The sequence below is a fragment of the Nakamurella alba genome, assembly GCF_009707545.1.
Taxonomy (GTDB): domain Bacteria; phylum Actinomycetota; class Actinomycetes; order Mycobacteriales; family Nakamurellaceae; genus Nakamurella; species Nakamurella alba.
Genome location: NZ_WLYK01000001.1, coordinates 1530812 through 1546651 on the forward strand (window position 1 = coordinate 1530812; position 15840 = coordinate 1546651).

Annotated in this window: 15 protein-coding genes; 8 read left to right on the forward strand and 7 right to left on the reverse strand. The window is 72.8% G+C overall.

Annotated features, from left to right (window positions below; genetic code table 11):
- Positions 1–173 precede the first annotated feature (173 nt).
- Entirely contained in the window at positions 174–1319 is a 1146-nt protein-coding gene (locus GIS00_RS06960) for an Mrp/NBP35 family ATP-binding protein (RefSeq protein WP_154767483.1), read from the reverse strand.
- 333 nt (positions 1320–1652) lie between these two features.
- On the opposite strand from GIS00_RS06960, the gene GIS00_RS06965 reads away from it, so the two are divergent.
- Positions 1653–2165 carry a general stress protein gene (locus GIS00_RS06965; protein ID WP_322097624.1) on the forward strand — a complete coding sequence of 171 codons (513 nt, stop codon included), beginning with the start codon at positions 1653–1655 and terminating at the stop codon, positions 2163–2165.
- A gap of 74 nt (positions 2166–2239) precedes the next feature.
- On the opposite strand, the gene GIS00_RS06970 is transcribed toward GIS00_RS06965, so the two are convergent.
- Positions 2240–3316, reverse strand: coding sequence for a magnesium and cobalt transport protein CorA (locus GIS00_RS06970; RefSeq protein WP_407666796.1), 1077 nt, complete (start codon positions 3314–3316; stop codon positions 2240–2242).
- A 218-nt stretch (positions 3317–3534) separates the two neighbouring features.
- On the opposite strand from GIS00_RS06970, the gene GIS00_RS06975 reads away from it, so the two are divergent.
- Positions 3535–4398, forward strand: coding sequence for a PHP domain-containing protein (locus tag GIS00_RS06975; RefSeq protein ID WP_154767485.1), 864 nt, complete (start codon positions 3535–3537; stop codon positions 4396–4398).
- A 50-nt stretch (positions 4399–4448) separates the two neighbouring features.
- Complete coding sequence (locus GIS00_RS06980; protein WP_154767486.1) at positions 4449–4718, forward strand: hypothetical protein; 270 nt, start codon at positions 4449–4451, stop codon at positions 4716–4718.
- A 25-nt stretch (positions 4719–4743) separates the two neighbouring features.
- On the opposite strand, the gene GIS00_RS28845 is transcribed toward GIS00_RS06980, so the two are convergent.
- From GIS00_RS28845 to GIS00_RS06995, 3 genes are all read right to left on the reverse strand, one after another.
- On the reverse strand, positions 4744–5643 hold the full coding sequence (locus tag GIS00_RS28845) for an alpha/beta fold hydrolase (protein WP_322097625.1): 900 nt from the start codon (positions 5641–5643) through the stop codon (positions 4744–4746).
- Positions 5644–5720: 77 nt separating this feature from the next.
- Positions 5721–7118, reverse strand: coding sequence for an Rv3212 family protein (locus tag GIS00_RS28850; RefSeq protein WP_154767487.1), 1398 nt, complete (start codon positions 7116–7118; stop codon positions 5721–5723).
- Positions 7119–7127: 9 nt separating this feature from the next.
- The gene (locus GIS00_RS06995) at positions 7128–8795 is read right to left on the reverse strand and encodes a DEAD/DEAH box helicase (RefSeq protein WP_154767488.1); all 1668 of its coding nucleotides are present in this window, start codon (positions 8793–8795) and stop codon (positions 7128–7130) included.
- 303 nt (positions 8796–9098) lie between these two features.
- Here GIS00_RS06995 and GIS00_RS07000 point away from each other — a divergent pair, with 303 nt between their 5' ends.
- A complete protein-coding gene (locus GIS00_RS07000) occupies positions 9099–9794 on the forward strand; it encodes a ferritin-like fold-containing protein (RefSeq protein ID WP_154767489.1) in 696 nt (231 codons plus the stop codon).
- Positions 9791–10555: a phosphotransferase enzyme family protein gene (locus GIS00_RS07005; protein ID WP_322097627.1), complete on the forward strand. Its 765-nt coding sequence runs from the start codon at positions 9791–9793 to the stop codon at positions 10553–10555. Before GIS00_RS07000 ends, GIS00_RS07005 begins: the two co-directional genes overlap by 4 nt.
- 16 nt (positions 10556–10571) lie before the next feature.
- On the opposite strand, the gene GIS00_RS28855 is transcribed toward GIS00_RS07005, so the two are convergent.
- Together GIS00_RS28855 and GIS00_RS07015 are read right to left on the reverse strand one after the other, a co-directional pair.
- Positions 10572–12506: a prolyl oligopeptidase family serine peptidase gene (locus tag GIS00_RS28855; protein WP_154767490.1), complete on the reverse strand. Its 1935-nt coding sequence runs from the start codon at positions 12504–12506 to the stop codon at positions 10572–10574.
- Positions 12503–13183 carry an MOSC domain-containing protein gene (locus GIS00_RS07015; RefSeq protein WP_154767491.1) on the reverse strand — a complete coding sequence of 227 codons (681 nt, stop codon included), beginning with the start codon at positions 13181–13183 and terminating at the stop codon, positions 12503–12505. Before GIS00_RS07015 ends, GIS00_RS28855 begins: the two co-directional genes overlap by 4 nt.
- A gap of 90 nt (positions 13184–13273) precedes the next feature.
- On the opposite strand from GIS00_RS07015, the gene msrA reads away from it, so the two are divergent.
- The 3 genes from msrA (at position 13274) to rlmN (ending at position 15831) form a co-directional block, all read left to right on the forward strand.
- Positions 13274–13783 (forward strand): peptide-methionine (S)-S-oxide reductase MsrA, encoded by a 510-nt coding sequence (msrA, locus tag GIS00_RS07020; RefSeq protein WP_154767492.1) that lies wholly within the window; start codon positions 13274–13276, stop codon positions 13781–13783.
- 5 nt (positions 13784–13788) lie between these two features.
- The gene (locus tag GIS00_RS07025; RefSeq protein ID WP_407666797.1) at positions 13789–14550 is read left to right on the forward strand and encodes a fructosamine kinase family protein; all 762 of its coding nucleotides are present in this window, start codon (positions 13789–13791) and stop codon (positions 14548–14550) included.
- 174 nt (positions 14551–14724) lie between these two features.
- Positions 14725–15831: a 23S rRNA (adenine(2503)-C(2))-methyltransferase RlmN gene (gene rlmN, locus GIS00_RS07030; RefSeq protein ID WP_154767494.1), complete on the forward strand. Its 1107-nt coding sequence runs from the start codon at positions 14725–14727 to the stop codon at positions 15829–15831.
- The last annotated feature ends 9 nt before the right edge of the window (positions 15832–15840 follow it).

Below are 15840 nucleotides of genomic sequence, written 5' to 3' on the forward strand. Positions count from 1 at the left end.
ATCGCAGCCCGCAGTGAGGGACGAACGTAGGCGAGAAGCGCAGGACGCGCGATCCCTTACAGGACGAGCGGCCCGCGGCGGCCACGCCGCCATGTTCAGCAGGCGAGAAACGCAGGACGCGGGATCCCTCTGGGGACCGGCGGCCCGCGAGCGCCAGCTCGCAATGTTCAGCCCTACATGTTCCTCTTCGGCGTGAGGCCCAACTGGAGGCCGGCGAGGGCGCGGGGTTTGCGTTCGGACAGGGTGTCGGCGACCTTCTGGAGGGCGAGGGCGGCGGGGCTGTCGGGGGATTGCAGGACCAGCGGGGCGCCGGCGTCGCCGGCGGCGCGCAGGGTGGTGTCGAGGGGGATCTGGCCGAGCAGCGGGACGGTGGTGCCGGTGGACCGGCTGAGCGACGCGGCCACCCGCTCCCCGCCGCCCGACCCGAACAGGTCGAGCACGGTGCCGTCGGGCAGCGTCATCGGCGACATGTTCTCCACCACCCCGACGATCTTCTGCCGGGTCTGCAGCGAGATGGCCCCCGCGCGCTCGGCGACCTCGGCGGCGGCGTCCTGCGGGGTGGTCACCACCAACAGTTCGGCGGTCGGCAGCAGCTGGGCGGTGGAGATCGCCACGTCACCGGTGCCCGGCGGCAGATCCATCAGCAGCACGTCGAGGTCGGTCCAGTAGACGTCGGCCAGGAACTGCTGCAACGCCCGGTGCAGCATCGGGCCACGCCAGACCACCGGAGTGTTGCCGTCGACGAACATGCCGACGCTGATCACCCGCACCCCGTGCGCGATCGGCGGCAGAATCATGTCGCCGACCCGGGTCGGCCGGCCGGTGACGCCGAGCATGCGGGGCACCGAGAACCCGTAGATGTCCGCGTCCAGCACACCGACGGTCAGCCCGCGAGCTGCCAGCGCGGCGGCCAGGTTCACCGTGACTGTCGACTTGCCGACCCCGCCCTTGCCGGAGGCGACGGCGTACACCCGGGTCGTCGACTCCGCGCGGGCGAACGGGATGTCCTTGGTGGCGCCGCCCTTGAGCTTGTCCCGCAGCCCCGAGCGCTGTTCGTCGGTCATCACGCCGAGGGTGAGCTGCACCTCGGTGACACCCGGCACGGCGCGCACGGCGGTGGTCACGTCCCGGGTCAGCGTGTCGCGCAGCGGACACCCGGCGATGGTCAGCAGCACGGTGACCTCGACGAGACCCTCCGGGGTCACCTCGAGCCGGTCGACCATCCCGAGATCGGTGATGGGGCGCCGGATCTCCGGGTCCTTCACGGTGCCGAGCGCGGTCCGGACCGCCTCGAGCACCGACGTCGCTGCCTGCGTCATGTTCCCTCTTCGTGCTTCCCGGGCGGCCCGTCGGCGGGGATGCCGGTGCCGACCCGGCTCCCAGGTTACGTGCCGGTGACGGCCTGACCGGCCCCACCGGCCCCACCGGCCCCCGCGGCCCGGTGGCCGGATCGCGGAGCGGACATTTCATGTGCCCACGACTCGTGCCCGGTGCACATCCGATGCACACGGAGCTGTGTTTACATCGTGTGAAGGGTCAATCGGTCGCGAGGCGGCCGGACAGATCCGCCGGCCACACAGCACCACAGGTTCAAGCACAGCAAGTTCAAGAACAACAAGTTCGCAGTACGCAGCACAGGAGAGGTGATCACGGTGTCGTCACCGTTGGGATTCCGGACCGCTGCCGGCGCTCCGCAACTGCCGACCCCGCCGACCGGGTTCGCGGTCGCCGCCTACCCGACCTACCTGCAGGCGCAGGGCGCGGTCGAGTACATGGTCAAGCACGACTTCTCGATCCAGGACGTCACGATCGTCGGCACCGACCTGCAACTGGTCGAGCGCGTCACCGGTCGGCTGACGGCCGGCAAGCTGGCCGCCGCGGGCGCCGCCTCCGGCGCCTGGTTCGGCCTCTTCATCGGCATGCTGATGTCGTTCTTCTCCGCAGTACAGGGACCGGTGCTGCTGCTGATCCTGGTCTCGGTCGCGGTGGGTGCGGCCTTCGGTGCGGTCATGGGCTACCTCGGCTACTCGGTGGCCAAGGGCCGCCGCGATTTCACCAGCGCCTCCCAGGTGGTCGCCCGCCGGTACGACGTGCTGTGCGAGCCGCGCACCGCCGAGCAGGCCCGCGAGCTGCTGTCCCGGATGGAACTCGGCCAGCGGATCTGACGCCGGCGCGGCCCGCACGCCGGTTCGGTCCGGCGTCCGCTCACCGGTGCCGAAGTGGCGCCGGAACCGAAGGATCAGAGCCAGCCGCGTCTGCGCAGCAGCATGAACAGCAGGACGCAGACCGCCGCCATCACCACGATGCTGACGGCGAACCCGATCGGCGAGTGCATCCCCGGGATGTAGTCGAAGTTCATGCCGTAGATGCCGGCGATCGCCGTCGGCACCAGCGCGATCGCCGCCCACGCGGAGATCTTGCGCATGTCCTCGTTCTGCCGGGTGGTGACCTCGGCCAGCGCCGCCGAGACCAGCGTGGTGAGCATCTCGTCGAAGGTCGAGATCCGTTCCGTCACCAGGCTGAGGTGGTCCTCGACATCCCTGACGTAGTCCCGCACCTCGCCCGGCACCAGCGGACTCGGGCTGCCGGACAGGGTCTTCAGCGGCACCGCCAGCGGGGTGACCGCCCGTCGCATGCTCAGCACCTCCCGCTTGAGCAGGTAGATGTCCTCGGTGTCCACATCGTCGGAGGAGAAGACCGCCACCTCCATCTCGTCGACGTCCTCCTCGATGTCGGCGATGACCGCGAGGTACTCGTCGACCACCCGGTCGGCGATGGCGTGCATGACCGCGGCCGGGCCGAGCGCCAGGTGCTGCGGGTCCGCCTCCAGCTTCTGCCGCAGACCGGCCAGCCCGGAGTGCTCGCCGTGCCGCACGGTGACGATGAAGTCGGCGCCGAGGAACATCATGATCTCGCCGGTGGTCACGATCTGGCCGTTGCCGGTGGACGCGTGGTCGACGAACTTCACCGTCTTGAGCACCAGGAACAGGTACTGCCCGTACCGCTCCAGCTTCGGCCGCTGGTAGGCCTGGACGGCATCCTCGACGGCCAGCGGGTGCAGCCCGAAGGTCTCCGCCACCGCCGACATCTGCGCCGCCGTCGGCTCGTGGAAGCCGACCCAGACGAAGCCGCGGTTCTTCTCGCGGATCCGGTTCAGCGCCGACACCGGGTCGCTGCACAGCTCCTGTCGCACGCCGTCGACGTAGGCGGCGCAGTTGACCATGGTCGCGCCGTCGCCGCCGGGAGTACCGGGGACGGTGCGGGGCGTCCTGCGATGGATGGCCCGGAACGGGGGCAGCGAGGGCAACGACGGCAGGACGGGCATGGTGGGAACCCTCCTTCGAGTCAGGACCGGTCCACGGAGGGCCACAGGTCAGGGTAGTCCCGCCGGGCGTCGCCGGCCGGTGGACCCGGCCCGGAGGCGTTGCGCCGGTCGGGGAGGCCGATGATGGACCGCCCGGGTGACGGTCCGGTGAACGGCGCGCGGCCCATGGGTGGTCGGGAGCGCGGCCGGGACGGGGGAGGATGGTCCCGATGCGCATCGACCTGCACGCCCACTCCACCGCCTCGGACGGCACCGACACCCCCGCCGGGCTGATCGCGGCCGCCGCCGCGGCCGGCCTGGACGCCGTCGCCATCACCGATCACGACAACACCGGTGGCTGGGCGGAAGCCGCGGCGGCGCGGCCGTCGTCGCTCGTCGTGGTGCCCGGTGCCGAGTTCTCCACCCAGCTGCCGTGGCAGGGCCGGACGGTCAGCGTGCACCTGCTCGGCTACCTCTTCGACCCCACCGACCCGGCCGTGCTCGAGGAGCAGGCCCGGCTCCGTGACGAACGACTGCGCCGCGGCATCGGCATCGTCGAGAAGATGATGGCCGCGGGCATCCCGATCACCGTCGAGCAGGTGCTGGAGATCGCCGGGGACGCCCCGGTCGGGCGGCCGCACATCGGCCGCGCCCTGGTCGCCGCCGGGGTCGTCACCTCCGTCGACGAGGCCTTCGCGTCCTTGCTCTCCGGCCCGGGTGGCTTCTACGTGCCGAAGGCCGACACCCCGCTGCCGGCCGCGATCGGGATGATCCGGTCCGCCGGCGGCGTCCCGGTGCTCGCCCACCCGCGCGGCCGGGGCGAGTCGCGGGTGCTCACCCCGGAGATGATCGGGGTGCTGGCCGGCGCCGGGCTCGGCGGCCTGGAGGTGGACCACCCGGACCACGCCCCGGCGCAGCGGGCCGAGTTGCGCGAGCTGGCCGAGCGTTTCGGTCTGCTGACCACCGGGTCCTCCGACTACCACGGCACCAACAAGGTGCTGCGGCTCGGCCAGGAGACCACCACCGAGGAGACCCTCCGGGCGATCGTCGGGATGTCCTCCGGCCGGGTCGTGCCCTGGGGCTGGTCGGCCTGAGCGACACGCGCACCGGCCGCCGCGCGCCGGGGTGGCTGCGGTTCCTGGAGGTGTTCGCCGGACTGCTGTCCGCCGGGCTGGTCGTGCTCGCGGCACTGCTGGTGCTCTCCGCGCTGCTCTCCCCGGCACTGCTGGGCGGTACCGGGATCAGCCGGGCCACCGGACCGGAGTGGTGGCGGATCCTGGTGCAGCTCGGCGTCGGCGTGGCCGCGGAACTCGCCCGCTCGGTGCGGCACCGGCTGCCCGACCCGGCCCGCGGCGTGCTCGCCGGGCTGGTGTCGGTCGCCGTCGTCGTGACGATCGCCGTCTGCTGGTGGTGACCAGGCCCGCGGCCGGAACGACGGCTCAGGCCGCCCGGTCCGGTTCCGTCCAGTCCGTGATCAGCGGCAGCAGCACGTCCAGCAGTGCCTCCGGCGCCTCCACCGCGGGGGAGTGACCGCCGCCCGGCACCAGCACCAGCGAGGTGCCCAGCTGTTCGGCCATCCGGCGCTGCGCGGCCAACGGCCAGGCGTCGTCGGCCTCACCGGCGATGACCGCCGCCGGGGTGCCGTGCCGGCGCAGCGCGGCCGCCAGCAGCTCGGTGAGATCGGGTTCGTCCAGCAGCGCGGCACCGGCGCCCAGCAGCTGGGCGGTCGCGGTGGCCAGGAAGCGCTTGCGGTAGAAGCGGGCCAGCGGGTCCGGACGATCGGGATCGAGCCCGGCCGCCCGGTCCCTGGCGTCGTGCAGGAAGGCCGCCCCCTGCGATCGCAGGATCGGCTCGCCGACGGTCAGCGCGTCGAACCGGTTGCCCGAGGTGAACGCGGACGGGCCGGAGCAGAGCAGCACCAGACCGGCCACCGGCGCGCCCTGCAGCACGGCCTGCCGGGCGACCAACCCGCCGTAGCTGTGCCCGAGCAGCACCACTGGCCCGTCCTGCGCCAGCGCGGTGACCAGTTCGGCGGCGACCGCGCCCAGCGGCGCCGGGCGGAACGCGGCCTCGTCGTCACCGCCCGGTGACTCGTACTGGCCCGGCTGGTCCACGGCGACCGCCCGGATCCCGGCCGCCGCCAGCGGTTCGAGCACCGGCGAGAAGTCCTCCTTCGAACCGGTGTAGCCGGGCAGCAGCAGCACCGACGGCAACTCGCCGAACTCGGCGGCGCGGGCCGAGGCGGCATCGGTGGGAGCTGCGATCAGCGCGGCCAGCGTGCCCGCGGACGACGGCAGGGTGGTCCGCTCGGCGGCGGTGGGGAAGAGCTGGTCCGGCACGAGGACATCATCGCCGATCCGCGGCGCTCCCCGGTACGCCCTGATGGACACCGGGCACGGAGAGTGCCGGATCCGGGTCAGGACAGGGCCACGACGGTGCCGCCGCGGGTCTCCACGATCATCGACCCGACCGCGCCGGCGTCCACCCGGCCGGTCCAACCGGCCCGGTCGACCGGGATCTCCCGGGCGGGATCCAGTTGGCTGCTGCCGGTCTCGGCCGACATCACGGACAGCCCGCCGGTCACCGGGACCACCAATTGTTCGTCGACGACCGCCGGCAACCCGATGGCGCCGGCGCTGACGAAGGCCACCCGCAGCGAGGTCACGCTGACGTCCGCCGGCGCCTCGCTGCTGCTCGGCGAGCTGCTGGCGTCGGAGCTGGTCTCGGTGGACGTGGTCGGCGTGGTGAGCGCGGTGGCCGGCGGCGCGGTCTGCACCGTCTCCTCGGTGACCGCCAGCAGGGTGGAGCCGATCAGGCTGTACCGGGTGGTGTCGGTGCGTCGGTACGGCGTGGGAGTGCCGGTGGCGGCGGTGTTCTCGATGTCGGCCGCCGGGATGTCGACCGGGGAGCGGGAGATCTCGGTGCCCGCCGCGTCGTACAGCACCACGGCCGGCTCCGGTGACGACACCAGCACGGCGACCCGGTCCTGGGTGATGCCGACGATCAGCGCCGCGGTCGACCCGGTGTCCACGTCCATCCGCGGATCCGACCGGTACTCGTCCCAGCCGTCCTTCTTGCCCTTGGGCTCGTCGAAGTTGAGCACGATGCGGGCGTTCGGTCCCTGCGCCTCGCAGTGCTCGATGGTGCCGAACTGCAGATCGGCGATGGCCATGTCGGTGAAGACGCAGCCGGTGTGCCGGCTGTCCGGGTTGGTCGGGTTCGGCTGCACGCCGTACTGCATGGTGCGGACCAGGTCGTTGCGCCAGACCTCCAGCAGGTCGCTGCCGACCCACCCGGCGGACCCGCCGCCGAACACCAGCGATCCGCCGACCTGGTTGGGGGCGGTGCGGACCTTGGACCGCTCGCCGGTGTCCGCGTCGAAGGTCATCACCTGCGAGCAGTAGCCGTTGGACTCCCAGACGGTGGCGATGCCGCGCACCCCACCGCCGTTCGCGGACAGGTCGCCGCTGCCCACTGCGCACAGCGGGCGGTTGGAGCGGGAGTAGCTCCATCGCTGTTCGCCGGTGACGGCGTCCAGGCCGGTGATCTCGTGCTCGGTGGTGGTGACCACCACGCCGGAGGGCGAGACCACCGCACCCAGGCCGGCATCGGTCGGTGCGCTCCACCGCTCGGTCAGCCGGGTCGGCACGTCCGTCGCCGTGCTCGGCGCCTTCTCCGACGATCCCGGGGACGACTGGGCCGCCCGGATGTCGGAGTTCAGGTACAGCACGAGCCCGACCACACCGACCACCACGACGATCGCCGCGGCGATCGCCCGGTCGAGCATGCGGCGACGGGGGGAGGTGGCGGGCACCGCGTGAGCCTACTGGGGCTGCTGTGCCGTTCCGGTCTGCTGGGCCCCGCTCTGCTGGGCGCCCTCACCGCCGCTGCGGGTACGCCGGCGCACCCGCTTGCGGCGCGGGGCACCGTCGCCGGCACCCCCACCCGCGGAAGCGGACTCGGCCAGCGGATCGGCGTTCGGCCGGTCCGGGCGCGGGCTGCGGGAGCCACGGCCACCGCGACCGCCGTCCCGTCCGCCGCGGTCCCGATCCCGGTTGCGGTTCCGACCCCCGGTCTCGCCGAGGTCCTCGACCTGTTCCGCGGCCAGCCCCTCGCGGGTGCGCTGCGCCTTCGGCAGCCGACCGGTGGTGCCCTCCGGGATGTTCAGGTCCGTGTAGAGGTGCTTGGAGGAGGAGTAGGTCTCCGCCGGATCGGCGAAGTCCAGGCCCAGCGCCTCGTTGATCAGCTTCCAGCGCGGGACGTCGTCCCAGTCGATGAAGCTGATCGCCACACCGGTGCGCCCGGCCCGGCCGGTGCGGCCGATCCGGTGCACGTAGGTCTTGTCGTCCTCCGGGCACTGGAAGTTGACGACGTGGGTGACGCCCTCGACGTCGATACCGCGGGCGGCGACGTCGGTGGCCACCAGCACGTCGACCTTGCCGGAGCGGAAGGCACGCAGCGCCTGCTCGCGGGCACCCTGGCCGAGGTCACCGTGCACGGCGGCCGCGGCGAACCCGCGCTCGGTCAGCTCGTCGGCGACCTTCTGCGCGGTGCGCTTGGTGCGGGTGAAGACCATGGTCAGCCCGCGGCCCTCCGCCTGCAGTACGCGCGAGAGCATCTCCACCTTGTCCAGGGCGTGGGCCCGGTAGACGTACTGGGTGGTGGTGCGGTGGGTGGCGCCCTCCGCGGGCAGTTCGGCGCGGATGTGCGTCGGCCGGTCCAGGAAGGTGCGGGCCAGGGTGAGGATCGGGCCGGGCATGGTGGCCGAGAACAGCATCGTCTGCTTGGCGGTCGGCACCATGCCGAGCACCTTCTCGATGTCCGGCAGGAAGCCCAGGTCGAGCATCTCGTCGGCCTCGTCCAGCACCAGCACCTTGATCCCGCCGAGCTGCAGGTGACCGCTGTTCGCCAGGTCCAGCAGCCGGCCCGGGGTGCCGACGACCACGTCGACACCCTTGTGCAGGGCGGCGATCTGCGGCTCGTAGGCGCGGCCGCCGTAGACCGACACGACCTGCAGGTCGAGGAACTCGGCGGCGCCGACCAGGTCACGGGTGACCTGCACGCAGAGCTCGCGGGTGGGCACCATGACCAGCGCGCGCGGGGCACGGCCCTCGGCCAGCGCACCGTTCTCGTCGCGGGCGCCGTCGTCCTGGGTCAGCCGCTGCAGCAGCGGCACGCCGAAGCCGAGCGTCTTGCCCATGCCGGTGCGGGCCTGGCCGATGAGGTCGCTGCCGACCAGGGCGATCGGCAGCGTCAGCGCCTGGATGGCGAAGGTGTGCTCGATGCCGGCCTTGAGCAGCGCCTGCACGATCCGCGGGTCGACCTGCAGGTCGGCGAAGGTGGGGGAGGTCGGCACCACCGGGGCGTCGCCGGTCAGCGGGTGCGAGACCGCCTCCTCGTCCAGCGGGGCGTCCGTCTGGTGCTCGAGCACCTCGGCCGGGCTCTCCTCGAGGGTGCCCACGACCTGATCCTGCGCAGCTTCGTCCGTCATATGAAATGCCTTTCCCGTCAACCGTTTTCGCACGCATCGGCGATCCGGCTCGGGAATCGGGCTTGAGGGCTCGGCGATCGTTGTCGATCCGCCCGGCGGTGTGACGCGCGCACATGTCCAGTGACTCGTCGGCGAGCCACCACCGGACATGGTACCCGCTGCCCAGGTCAGGCCGTACGAACCCGGCGCGCGCGGCGCGCGGCGCGGGGTCGGCGTTACGCTCGCAGCCTCCGGCCGGTGCCGGACGCGCCACCCTGCAGGGGTCGCGGTGATCGTGGGGCAGTGACGAGGAGCGGGGTGCGGATGACCGTGGCGGAGCCGCCGGCCGGGGACGTGCTGGAGGGGACCGGGGTGCAGGGCGCGCCGCCCGCCGGCACCGTCGAGCTGCTGGGGGTGCTGGCCTACGGCGAGCTGTCCGCCTTCGACCGGATGAGTGCCGACGCCCGTTACGCCCCGACCCTGCCCGGCCGGGTCGCGCTGTCCCAGATGGCCGCGGCGGAGATGGGCCACTTCCGCCGGCTGGCCGCGCACCTCGACCACCTCGGCACCCCGGTGGAGGCGGCGATGCAGCCGTTCGTCCGTCCGCTGGAGGCCTTCCACGAGGCGACCGCCCCGCACTCCTGGCTGGAGTCGCTGGTCAAGGCACATGTCGGCGACGGTCTGGCCGCCGACTTCTACCGGGAGATCGCCGAATGGCTGGACCCGGTGACCCGCGACCTGGTGTTCGAGGTCCTCGGCGACACCGGTCACTCGGCGTTCGCGGTCCGTGAGGTACGCCGGGCCTGCCAGGCGGACCCGAAGGTGGGCGGGCCGCTGGCGCTGTGGGGGCGGCGGCTGCTGGGTGAGGCGATCACCCAGGCCCAGTACGTCATCGCCGAGCACGACACCCTCGCCGACCTGATCATCAGCGGCAGCGGCGACCTGGCCGGTATCGGCGCGCTGTTCCGCCGGCTGCAGCTGGGTCACACCGAGCGGATGAAGTCGCTCGGCCTGGCGTGAGCGCACCGCCCGGCGGTGGCGGTGACCGGATCCGGATCGAGGGGGACCGGGTGCTGCGCCCGGCGCGCTGGTGGACCCCGACCGTGCACACGTTGCTCGACCACCTGCGGTCCGTCGGCTTCACCCGGGTGCCGCGGCCGCTCGGGATCGTCGACGGCACCGAGATCCTCGAGCTGATCCCGGGCGACTCCGGCAACGGGGCCCGGGCGCGGATCGTCCCCGACGCCGGTCTGCGGGCCCTTGCCGTCCTGCTCCGTGACTTCCACCAGGCGGCCGCAGGTTTCGTGCCGCCGGCCGGTGCCCGGTGGGCGGTGCCGGCCGAGACCCCGGTGGCCGCAGGGCAACTCGCCACGATCTGTCATGGCGACTTCGGTGCGTGGAACGTCGTCTGGCACGGTCTGCAGCCGGTCGGACTGCTCGACTTCGACTTCGCCCGCCCCGGCGCCGCCCTGTCGGACGTCGCCTACGCACTGGAGTTCGCGGTCCCGTTCCGCCCCGACGTGGACGTCCGGCACTACGGCTTCGACACCGTGCCCGACCGTCGCCGCCGGATCGAGATCTTCGCCGAGGCCTACGGTCTCGACTCGACCGCCGGTCTGGTGGACGCGGTCATCGCGCGCCAGTGGGCCTCCGTGCGGCAGGTGCAGGCACTCGCCGCGGCGGGGGTGGAACCGCAGCGCACCTGGGTCGCCGACGGCGTGGCCGCCTCGGCCGAGCAGGTGCGCTGGACCGAGGAGCACCGGGCGTTGCTGGAGTCCTGACCCGGCGCCGGGCCGGTCAGGGGCGGGTCAGCTCCAGCACCGGCACGTCCGGGGTCGGGAACCCGAGGATCTGCCCGTAGAAGGACAGTTCCGCCTCCAGTGCCGCGATCCGGGCGGCTGCGGCGCGGAAGCCGTGGCCCTCGTCGGGAAAGACGACCAGCGCGTGTGCGATCCCGTGCTCCCGGCAGGCGGCCGCGAACGCCTCCGCCTGATCGGGGGTGACGACCGGGTCCCTGCCGCCCTGCAGCAGCAGCACCGGGGTCGACAGCTGACCGGCCCGGGAGATCGGCGACCGGGCCGTCCACGTGGTGTGGTCCGGCCCGGCAACGCTGTCCAGGTAACGACTCTCGAAGTCGTGGGTGGCGGTCTCGAGGGCCTGCAAGTCGGCCACCCCGTAGGACGAGGTACCGCCGGCGAACGGATGCCCGGTGGTCGTCAGCGCACCCAGCACGGTCAGCCCGCCCGCCGAACCGCCGGTGATCACCGCCGATCCGGCGGTGCCGTCGGCGAGCAGGCCGCGGGCCACGGTGATGGCGTCCGCGACGTCCAGCTCCGCCCAGCGGCCGCGCAGGGCGTCCCGGTACGGGCGGCCGTACCCGGTCGACCCGCGGTAGTCCAGGTCCGCGACCGCGAACCCGCGGCTGGTGAAGAAGGCGACCTGCGCGGAGGCGGACCGGGACGCGGCCGCGGTGGGGCCGCCGTGCACCGTCATCACCAGTGGTGCGGTGCCCGGTGCCGCCGTGTGCTCCGGATGGGTCGGCGGGTACACCAGCACGTGCACGCCGTCGATCGTCCGGTGCTCCGGGACCGGCAGGTACGCGGCGGGCAGCGGGTCGTCGCTCGCAGTCCGCACGGTCCGCGGTGTGGCGCGGGGCTCGATCAGCACCACCCGGGTGCCGATCCGCGGGCCGCCGACCACCAGCGCGGCACGGCCGGTCGGCGTGGTGGCCAAGTCGCCGCAGGCCGCCCAGTCCGGGTCGATCGGCTGCAGCGACTCGTCCAGCGTGTCCAGCACCGACGGCACCCCGCCGGGCACCACCAGCAGCCGGCCGCCGGGCAGGGGTGCCCACGAGTGGCGGCCCAGGTTCCACTGCGGCGGGGCGAACTCCTGCTCGATCGAGGACAGCCGGCGCCGGCCACCGCCGCGCGGATCCCGCAGTTCCGGCTGCCACCAGCCGCTCTCGTCACTCTGCACCAGCACCGAACCGTCGGAGAGGAAGCCGGGGTCGACCACCGAGATGCCCGGTCCGCCGGCGATGGTGCGGATCTCGCCGCCCGGCAGCGGCAGGCCGTCCCGGCCGAGCGGGACCAGCCGGACAACAGTGCTGTCCCAGGGCATGTCGGGGTGGTTCCAGCTCGCGAACACCAGCGCGTCGCCGGCCGGCGAGAGTCGGGGTGCGGCCAGGAAGTCGGCCGTGCCCTCCGGCACCAGCGTGCCGATCGCGGCCGGATCGGTGGCCGCGGCACCGTCCAGCGGCACGGCCACCACCGACCGGCGCACCGTGCCGAAGGTGCCGTCGCCCTCGTGGCGTTCCTGCACCGCGAGCACCCGGCCGCGGGCCGGGTCGGGCAGCAGGTCGGCGTAGCGCAGGCCCGCCGGCAGTGCCGGCTCCGGGGTGATCGGCCGGGGTGCCGACCCGATCGGGTCGACCATGTACAGCCGCTGGTCGGTGAAGTTCGCGAAGACGACGGCCGACCCGTCGGCGACCGGCACCCACGAGGTCCCGCCGTACTCCTGGACCCGGGTCCGCGCGTTGAAGCCTTCTGGGACGAGATCCTCGACCCCGCCGGAGATCTCCCGGCACACCACGATCCGGCCGCCCTCGGCCGGCCGGCCCTCGGACCACCAGACCTCGTCGCCGGCGAAGGCCACGGCCTCCAGGGAGCGGCCGGCGGCGACGGCCTTGGCGACAGAGACGGGGGACGGCCAGGATCCGGGTGCGGGAGTCACCGGGCCAGTGTCCCGGACCCCGTCCGGCGGGCGACGGTGGCCCTGGCATCGGCGGACAGGGCGGTCGCCGGGATCAGTTCCGGCAGCAGCTCCGGCTGCGTGGTCAGGGCGCGGAACGCGGTGCGCACGGTGATCCCGTGGTCCGGCCGGTGTCGCACCACGATCGGATCGCCGGCCCGCACCTCGCCGGGATGCAGCACCCGCAGGTAGGTGCCGGTGGTGGCGGCCTCGGTGAACCGGCGGACCCAGCCGCGCTCGCCGAGCCAGCCGGCGAAGGTGCGGCAGGGGATCCGCGGGTCGCTGACCTCGAGGACCAGCTCCTCGCCCACCGCCCACTGCTCGCCGACCACCGCGGTCCCCAGGTCGATGCCGGTGGTGGTCAGGTTCTCGCCGAAGACACCGTTGCCGAGCGGCCGGCCGACCGTCCGCTGCCAGTCGTCCAGATCCTCCCGGGCGTAGGCGTACACCGCCTGGTCGTCGCCGCCGTGGTGGCGCAGGTCGCACACCACGTCGCCGACCAGACCCGAACCGGCCACGCCCTTCTCGCCCGGTGCGCGGACCAGCACGGGCCCCTCCACCGGCTGCTTGTCGATGCCGGTGACCGGGATCGCGGAGTGCTCGGTGGGGGTGGCGGCGCCGATGTTCACGGTCAGCACGCGGGGGTTCTGCTGCTCCATGTCCGCGCACGCTACCGGCCCTGTCCAGCCGGAATGTGTGCGTGAGCGGGACTGTTGGAGAGGATGTACGTCTACGAGAAGGAGAGAACCATGTCCGCTGCACGTGCCGTGCTCGCCGGTGGCTGCTTCTGGGGGATGCAGGACCTGATCCGCAAGCAGCCGGGAGTGCTGTCCACCCGCGTCGGCTACACCGGTGGCCTGGTGCAGAACGCCACCTACCGCAACCACGAGGGCCACGCCGAGGCGGTCGAGATCGTCTACGACCCGGCGGTGACCAGCTACCGCGACATCCTGGAGTTCTTCTTCCAGATCCACGACCCGTCGACCCGCAACCGCCAGGGCAACGACGTCGGGACCAGCTACCGGTCGGCGATCTTCTACACCGACGAGGACCAGCACCAGGTCGCCCTGGACACCATCGCCGACGTCGACGCCTCCGGCCTCTGGCCGGGCAAGGTCGTCACCGAGGTCGTCCCCGAGAGCACCTTCTGGGAGGCGGAGCCGGAGCACCAGGACTACCTCGAGCGCATCCCGTGGGGGTACACCTGCCACTTCCCCCGCCCCGGCTGGAAGCTGCCGCACCGCGCTGTGACCGGGTGACCTGAATTTCTCTGATCAAGGAGAAGCCGGGTGGGGGGCCGGCGGGGTTCTTCGAGGCGGAGGCGGCGGGGTTGCGGTGGTTGGCCGTGGACGGCGGCGCCGCGTGCGTGTCTGTGCTCGACGTCCGGACCGGCCGGATCGAGATCGAGCGGCTGACCGAGGCGCCCGCCAGCGCCGCGGCGGCCGAGGAATTCGGCCGCGCGCTCGCCGTCACCCACGCCGCCGGCGCCGAGGCGTTCGGCAGCGGACCGACCGGTGGTCCGGGTGTGGCATTCATCGGGAGGCAGGAGCTGCCGCTCGGTTCGTACAGCAGCTGGGGTGCGTTCTACGCTGACCTGCGGCTGCTGCCGTACTCGCGGGCGGCGCACCGGATCGGCAACCTGTCGGATGCCGGACTGCGATCGGTCGAGAAGGTGTGCGAACGGCTGCACGCGGGGGAGTTCGACGACGGACGGCCGCCGGCCCGGATCCACGGGGACCTGTGGGCCGGCAACCTGCTCTTCACCCCGACCGGCGCGGTGATGATCGATCCCGCCGCACATGGCGGCCACGGGGAGACCGATCTGGCGATGCTCGCTCTCTTCGGCGCGCCGCACCTGCGCCGGATCCAGCAGGCGTATGCCGAGGCCGCGTCGCTCGACAGCGGTTGGCCGGACCGGATCGCCCTGCACCAGCTGCACCCGCTGCTGGTGCACGCCGTCACCCATGGCGCCTCCTACGGCTCGCATGCTGCTGAACACTGCGAGCTGGCGCTCGCGGGCCGCTGATCCCCAGAGGGATCCCGCGTCCTGCGCTTCTCGCCTCCGTTCGTGCCTCTCTACGGCTGCGATGCTCGACCGCACGATCCCGGGATCTGCGGCCATGTTTCCCGGCGTCCTACAGCAGTCGGCCGGCGAGCTGGTGCTCGCCCGTCTCGTGATCTGGGACAATGGAGCACTGTCATGACCAAGTCGCTTCCTCTCGTGTTCACCGCCCCGCGCCGCGGCAAGCCGCCGGTGCACCTCGCCGACCTCGACGCCGCCGGGCGGAAGGCCGCCGTGGTGGCGGCCGGGCAGCCCGCGTTCCGGGCGGATCAGCTGTCCCGGCACTACTTCTCGAACCTCACCCGGGACCCGGCGCTGATGACCGACCTGCCCGCCACCGGCCGGCAGGAGCTGGTGGACGCGGTGCTGCCGGAACTGCTGACCGAGGTGCGGTCGCTCGCCTGCGACGACGGTGACACCCGCAAGACCCTCTGGCGCGCGCACGACGGCACCCTCATCGAGTCCGTGCTGATGCGGTACACCGACCGGATCACGCTGTGCGTCTCGTCGCAGGCGGGCTGCGGCATGGCCTGCCCGTTCTGCGCCACCGGCCAGGGCGGGCTGCAGCGCAACCTGTCCACGGCGGAGATCGTCGAGCAGGTGCGGCTGGCGGCCGCGTCGGCCCGGGACGGCGCGCTGGGCGGTCCGGGACGGCTCTCCAACATCGTCTTCATGGGGATGGGGGAGCCGCTGGCCAACTACAACCGGGTGCTCTCGGCGGTCCGCCAGATCACCGCGCCGCAGCCACACGGCCTGGGCATCTCCGCCCGCTCGGTCACGGTCTCCACCGTCGGCCTGGTCCCGGCCATCGACCGGCTCACCGCCGAGGGGCTGCAGGTCCGGCTGGCCATCTCGCTGCACACCCCGGACGACGAGCTGCGCGACACCCTGGTGCCGATCAACGAGCGGTGGAAGGTCGCCGAGGTGCTCGAGGCCGGTCGCCGGTACGCCGATGCCACCGGTCGCCGGGTGTCCATCGAGTACGCATTGATCAGGGACGTCAACGACCAGCCGTGGCGGGCCGATCTGCTGGGCAAGGTGCTGCGCGAGCACCTGGGCCAGCTGGTCCACGTGAACCTCATCCCGCTCAACCCCACCCCGGGCAGCGAGTGGGACGCCTCGCCCAAGCCCGTCGAGGCCGAGTTCGTCCGCCGGGTGCGGGCGCAGGGCGTCGCCTGCACGGTGCGCGACACCCGCGGTCAGGAGATCGCCGCCGCCTGCGGCCAACTCGCTGCAGAGGGCTGAACCGGTCCG

Coding starts and splice junctions, on each gene's coding strand:
- GIS00_RS06960 (WP_154767483.1), bottom strand. CDS start 1,319: ATGACGCAGGCAGCGACGTCGGTGCTCGAGGCGGTCCGGACCGCGCTC.
- GIS00_RS06975 (WP_154767485.1), top strand. CDS start 3,535: ATGCGCATCGACCTGCACGCCCACTCCACCGCCTCGGACGGCACCGAC.
- GIS00_RS06995 (WP_154767488.1), bottom strand. CDS start 8,795: ATGACGGACGAAGCTGCGCAGGATCAGGTCGTGGGCACCCTCGAGGAG.
- GIS00_RS07000 (WP_154767489.1), top strand. CDS start 9,099: ATGACCGTGGCGGAGCCGCCGGCCGGGGACGTGCTGGAGGGGACCGGG.
- GIS00_RS07015 (WP_154767491.1), bottom strand. CDS start 13,183: ATGGAGCAGCAGAACCCCCGCGTGCTGACCGTGAACATCGGCGCCGCC.
- msrA (WP_154767492.1), top strand. CDS start 13,274: ATGTCCGCTGCACGTGCCGTGCTCGCCGGTGGCTGCTTCTGGGGGATG.
- rlmN (WP_154767494.1), top strand. CDS start 14,725: ATGACCAAGTCGCTTCCTCTCGTGTTCACCGCCCCGCGCCGCGGCAAG.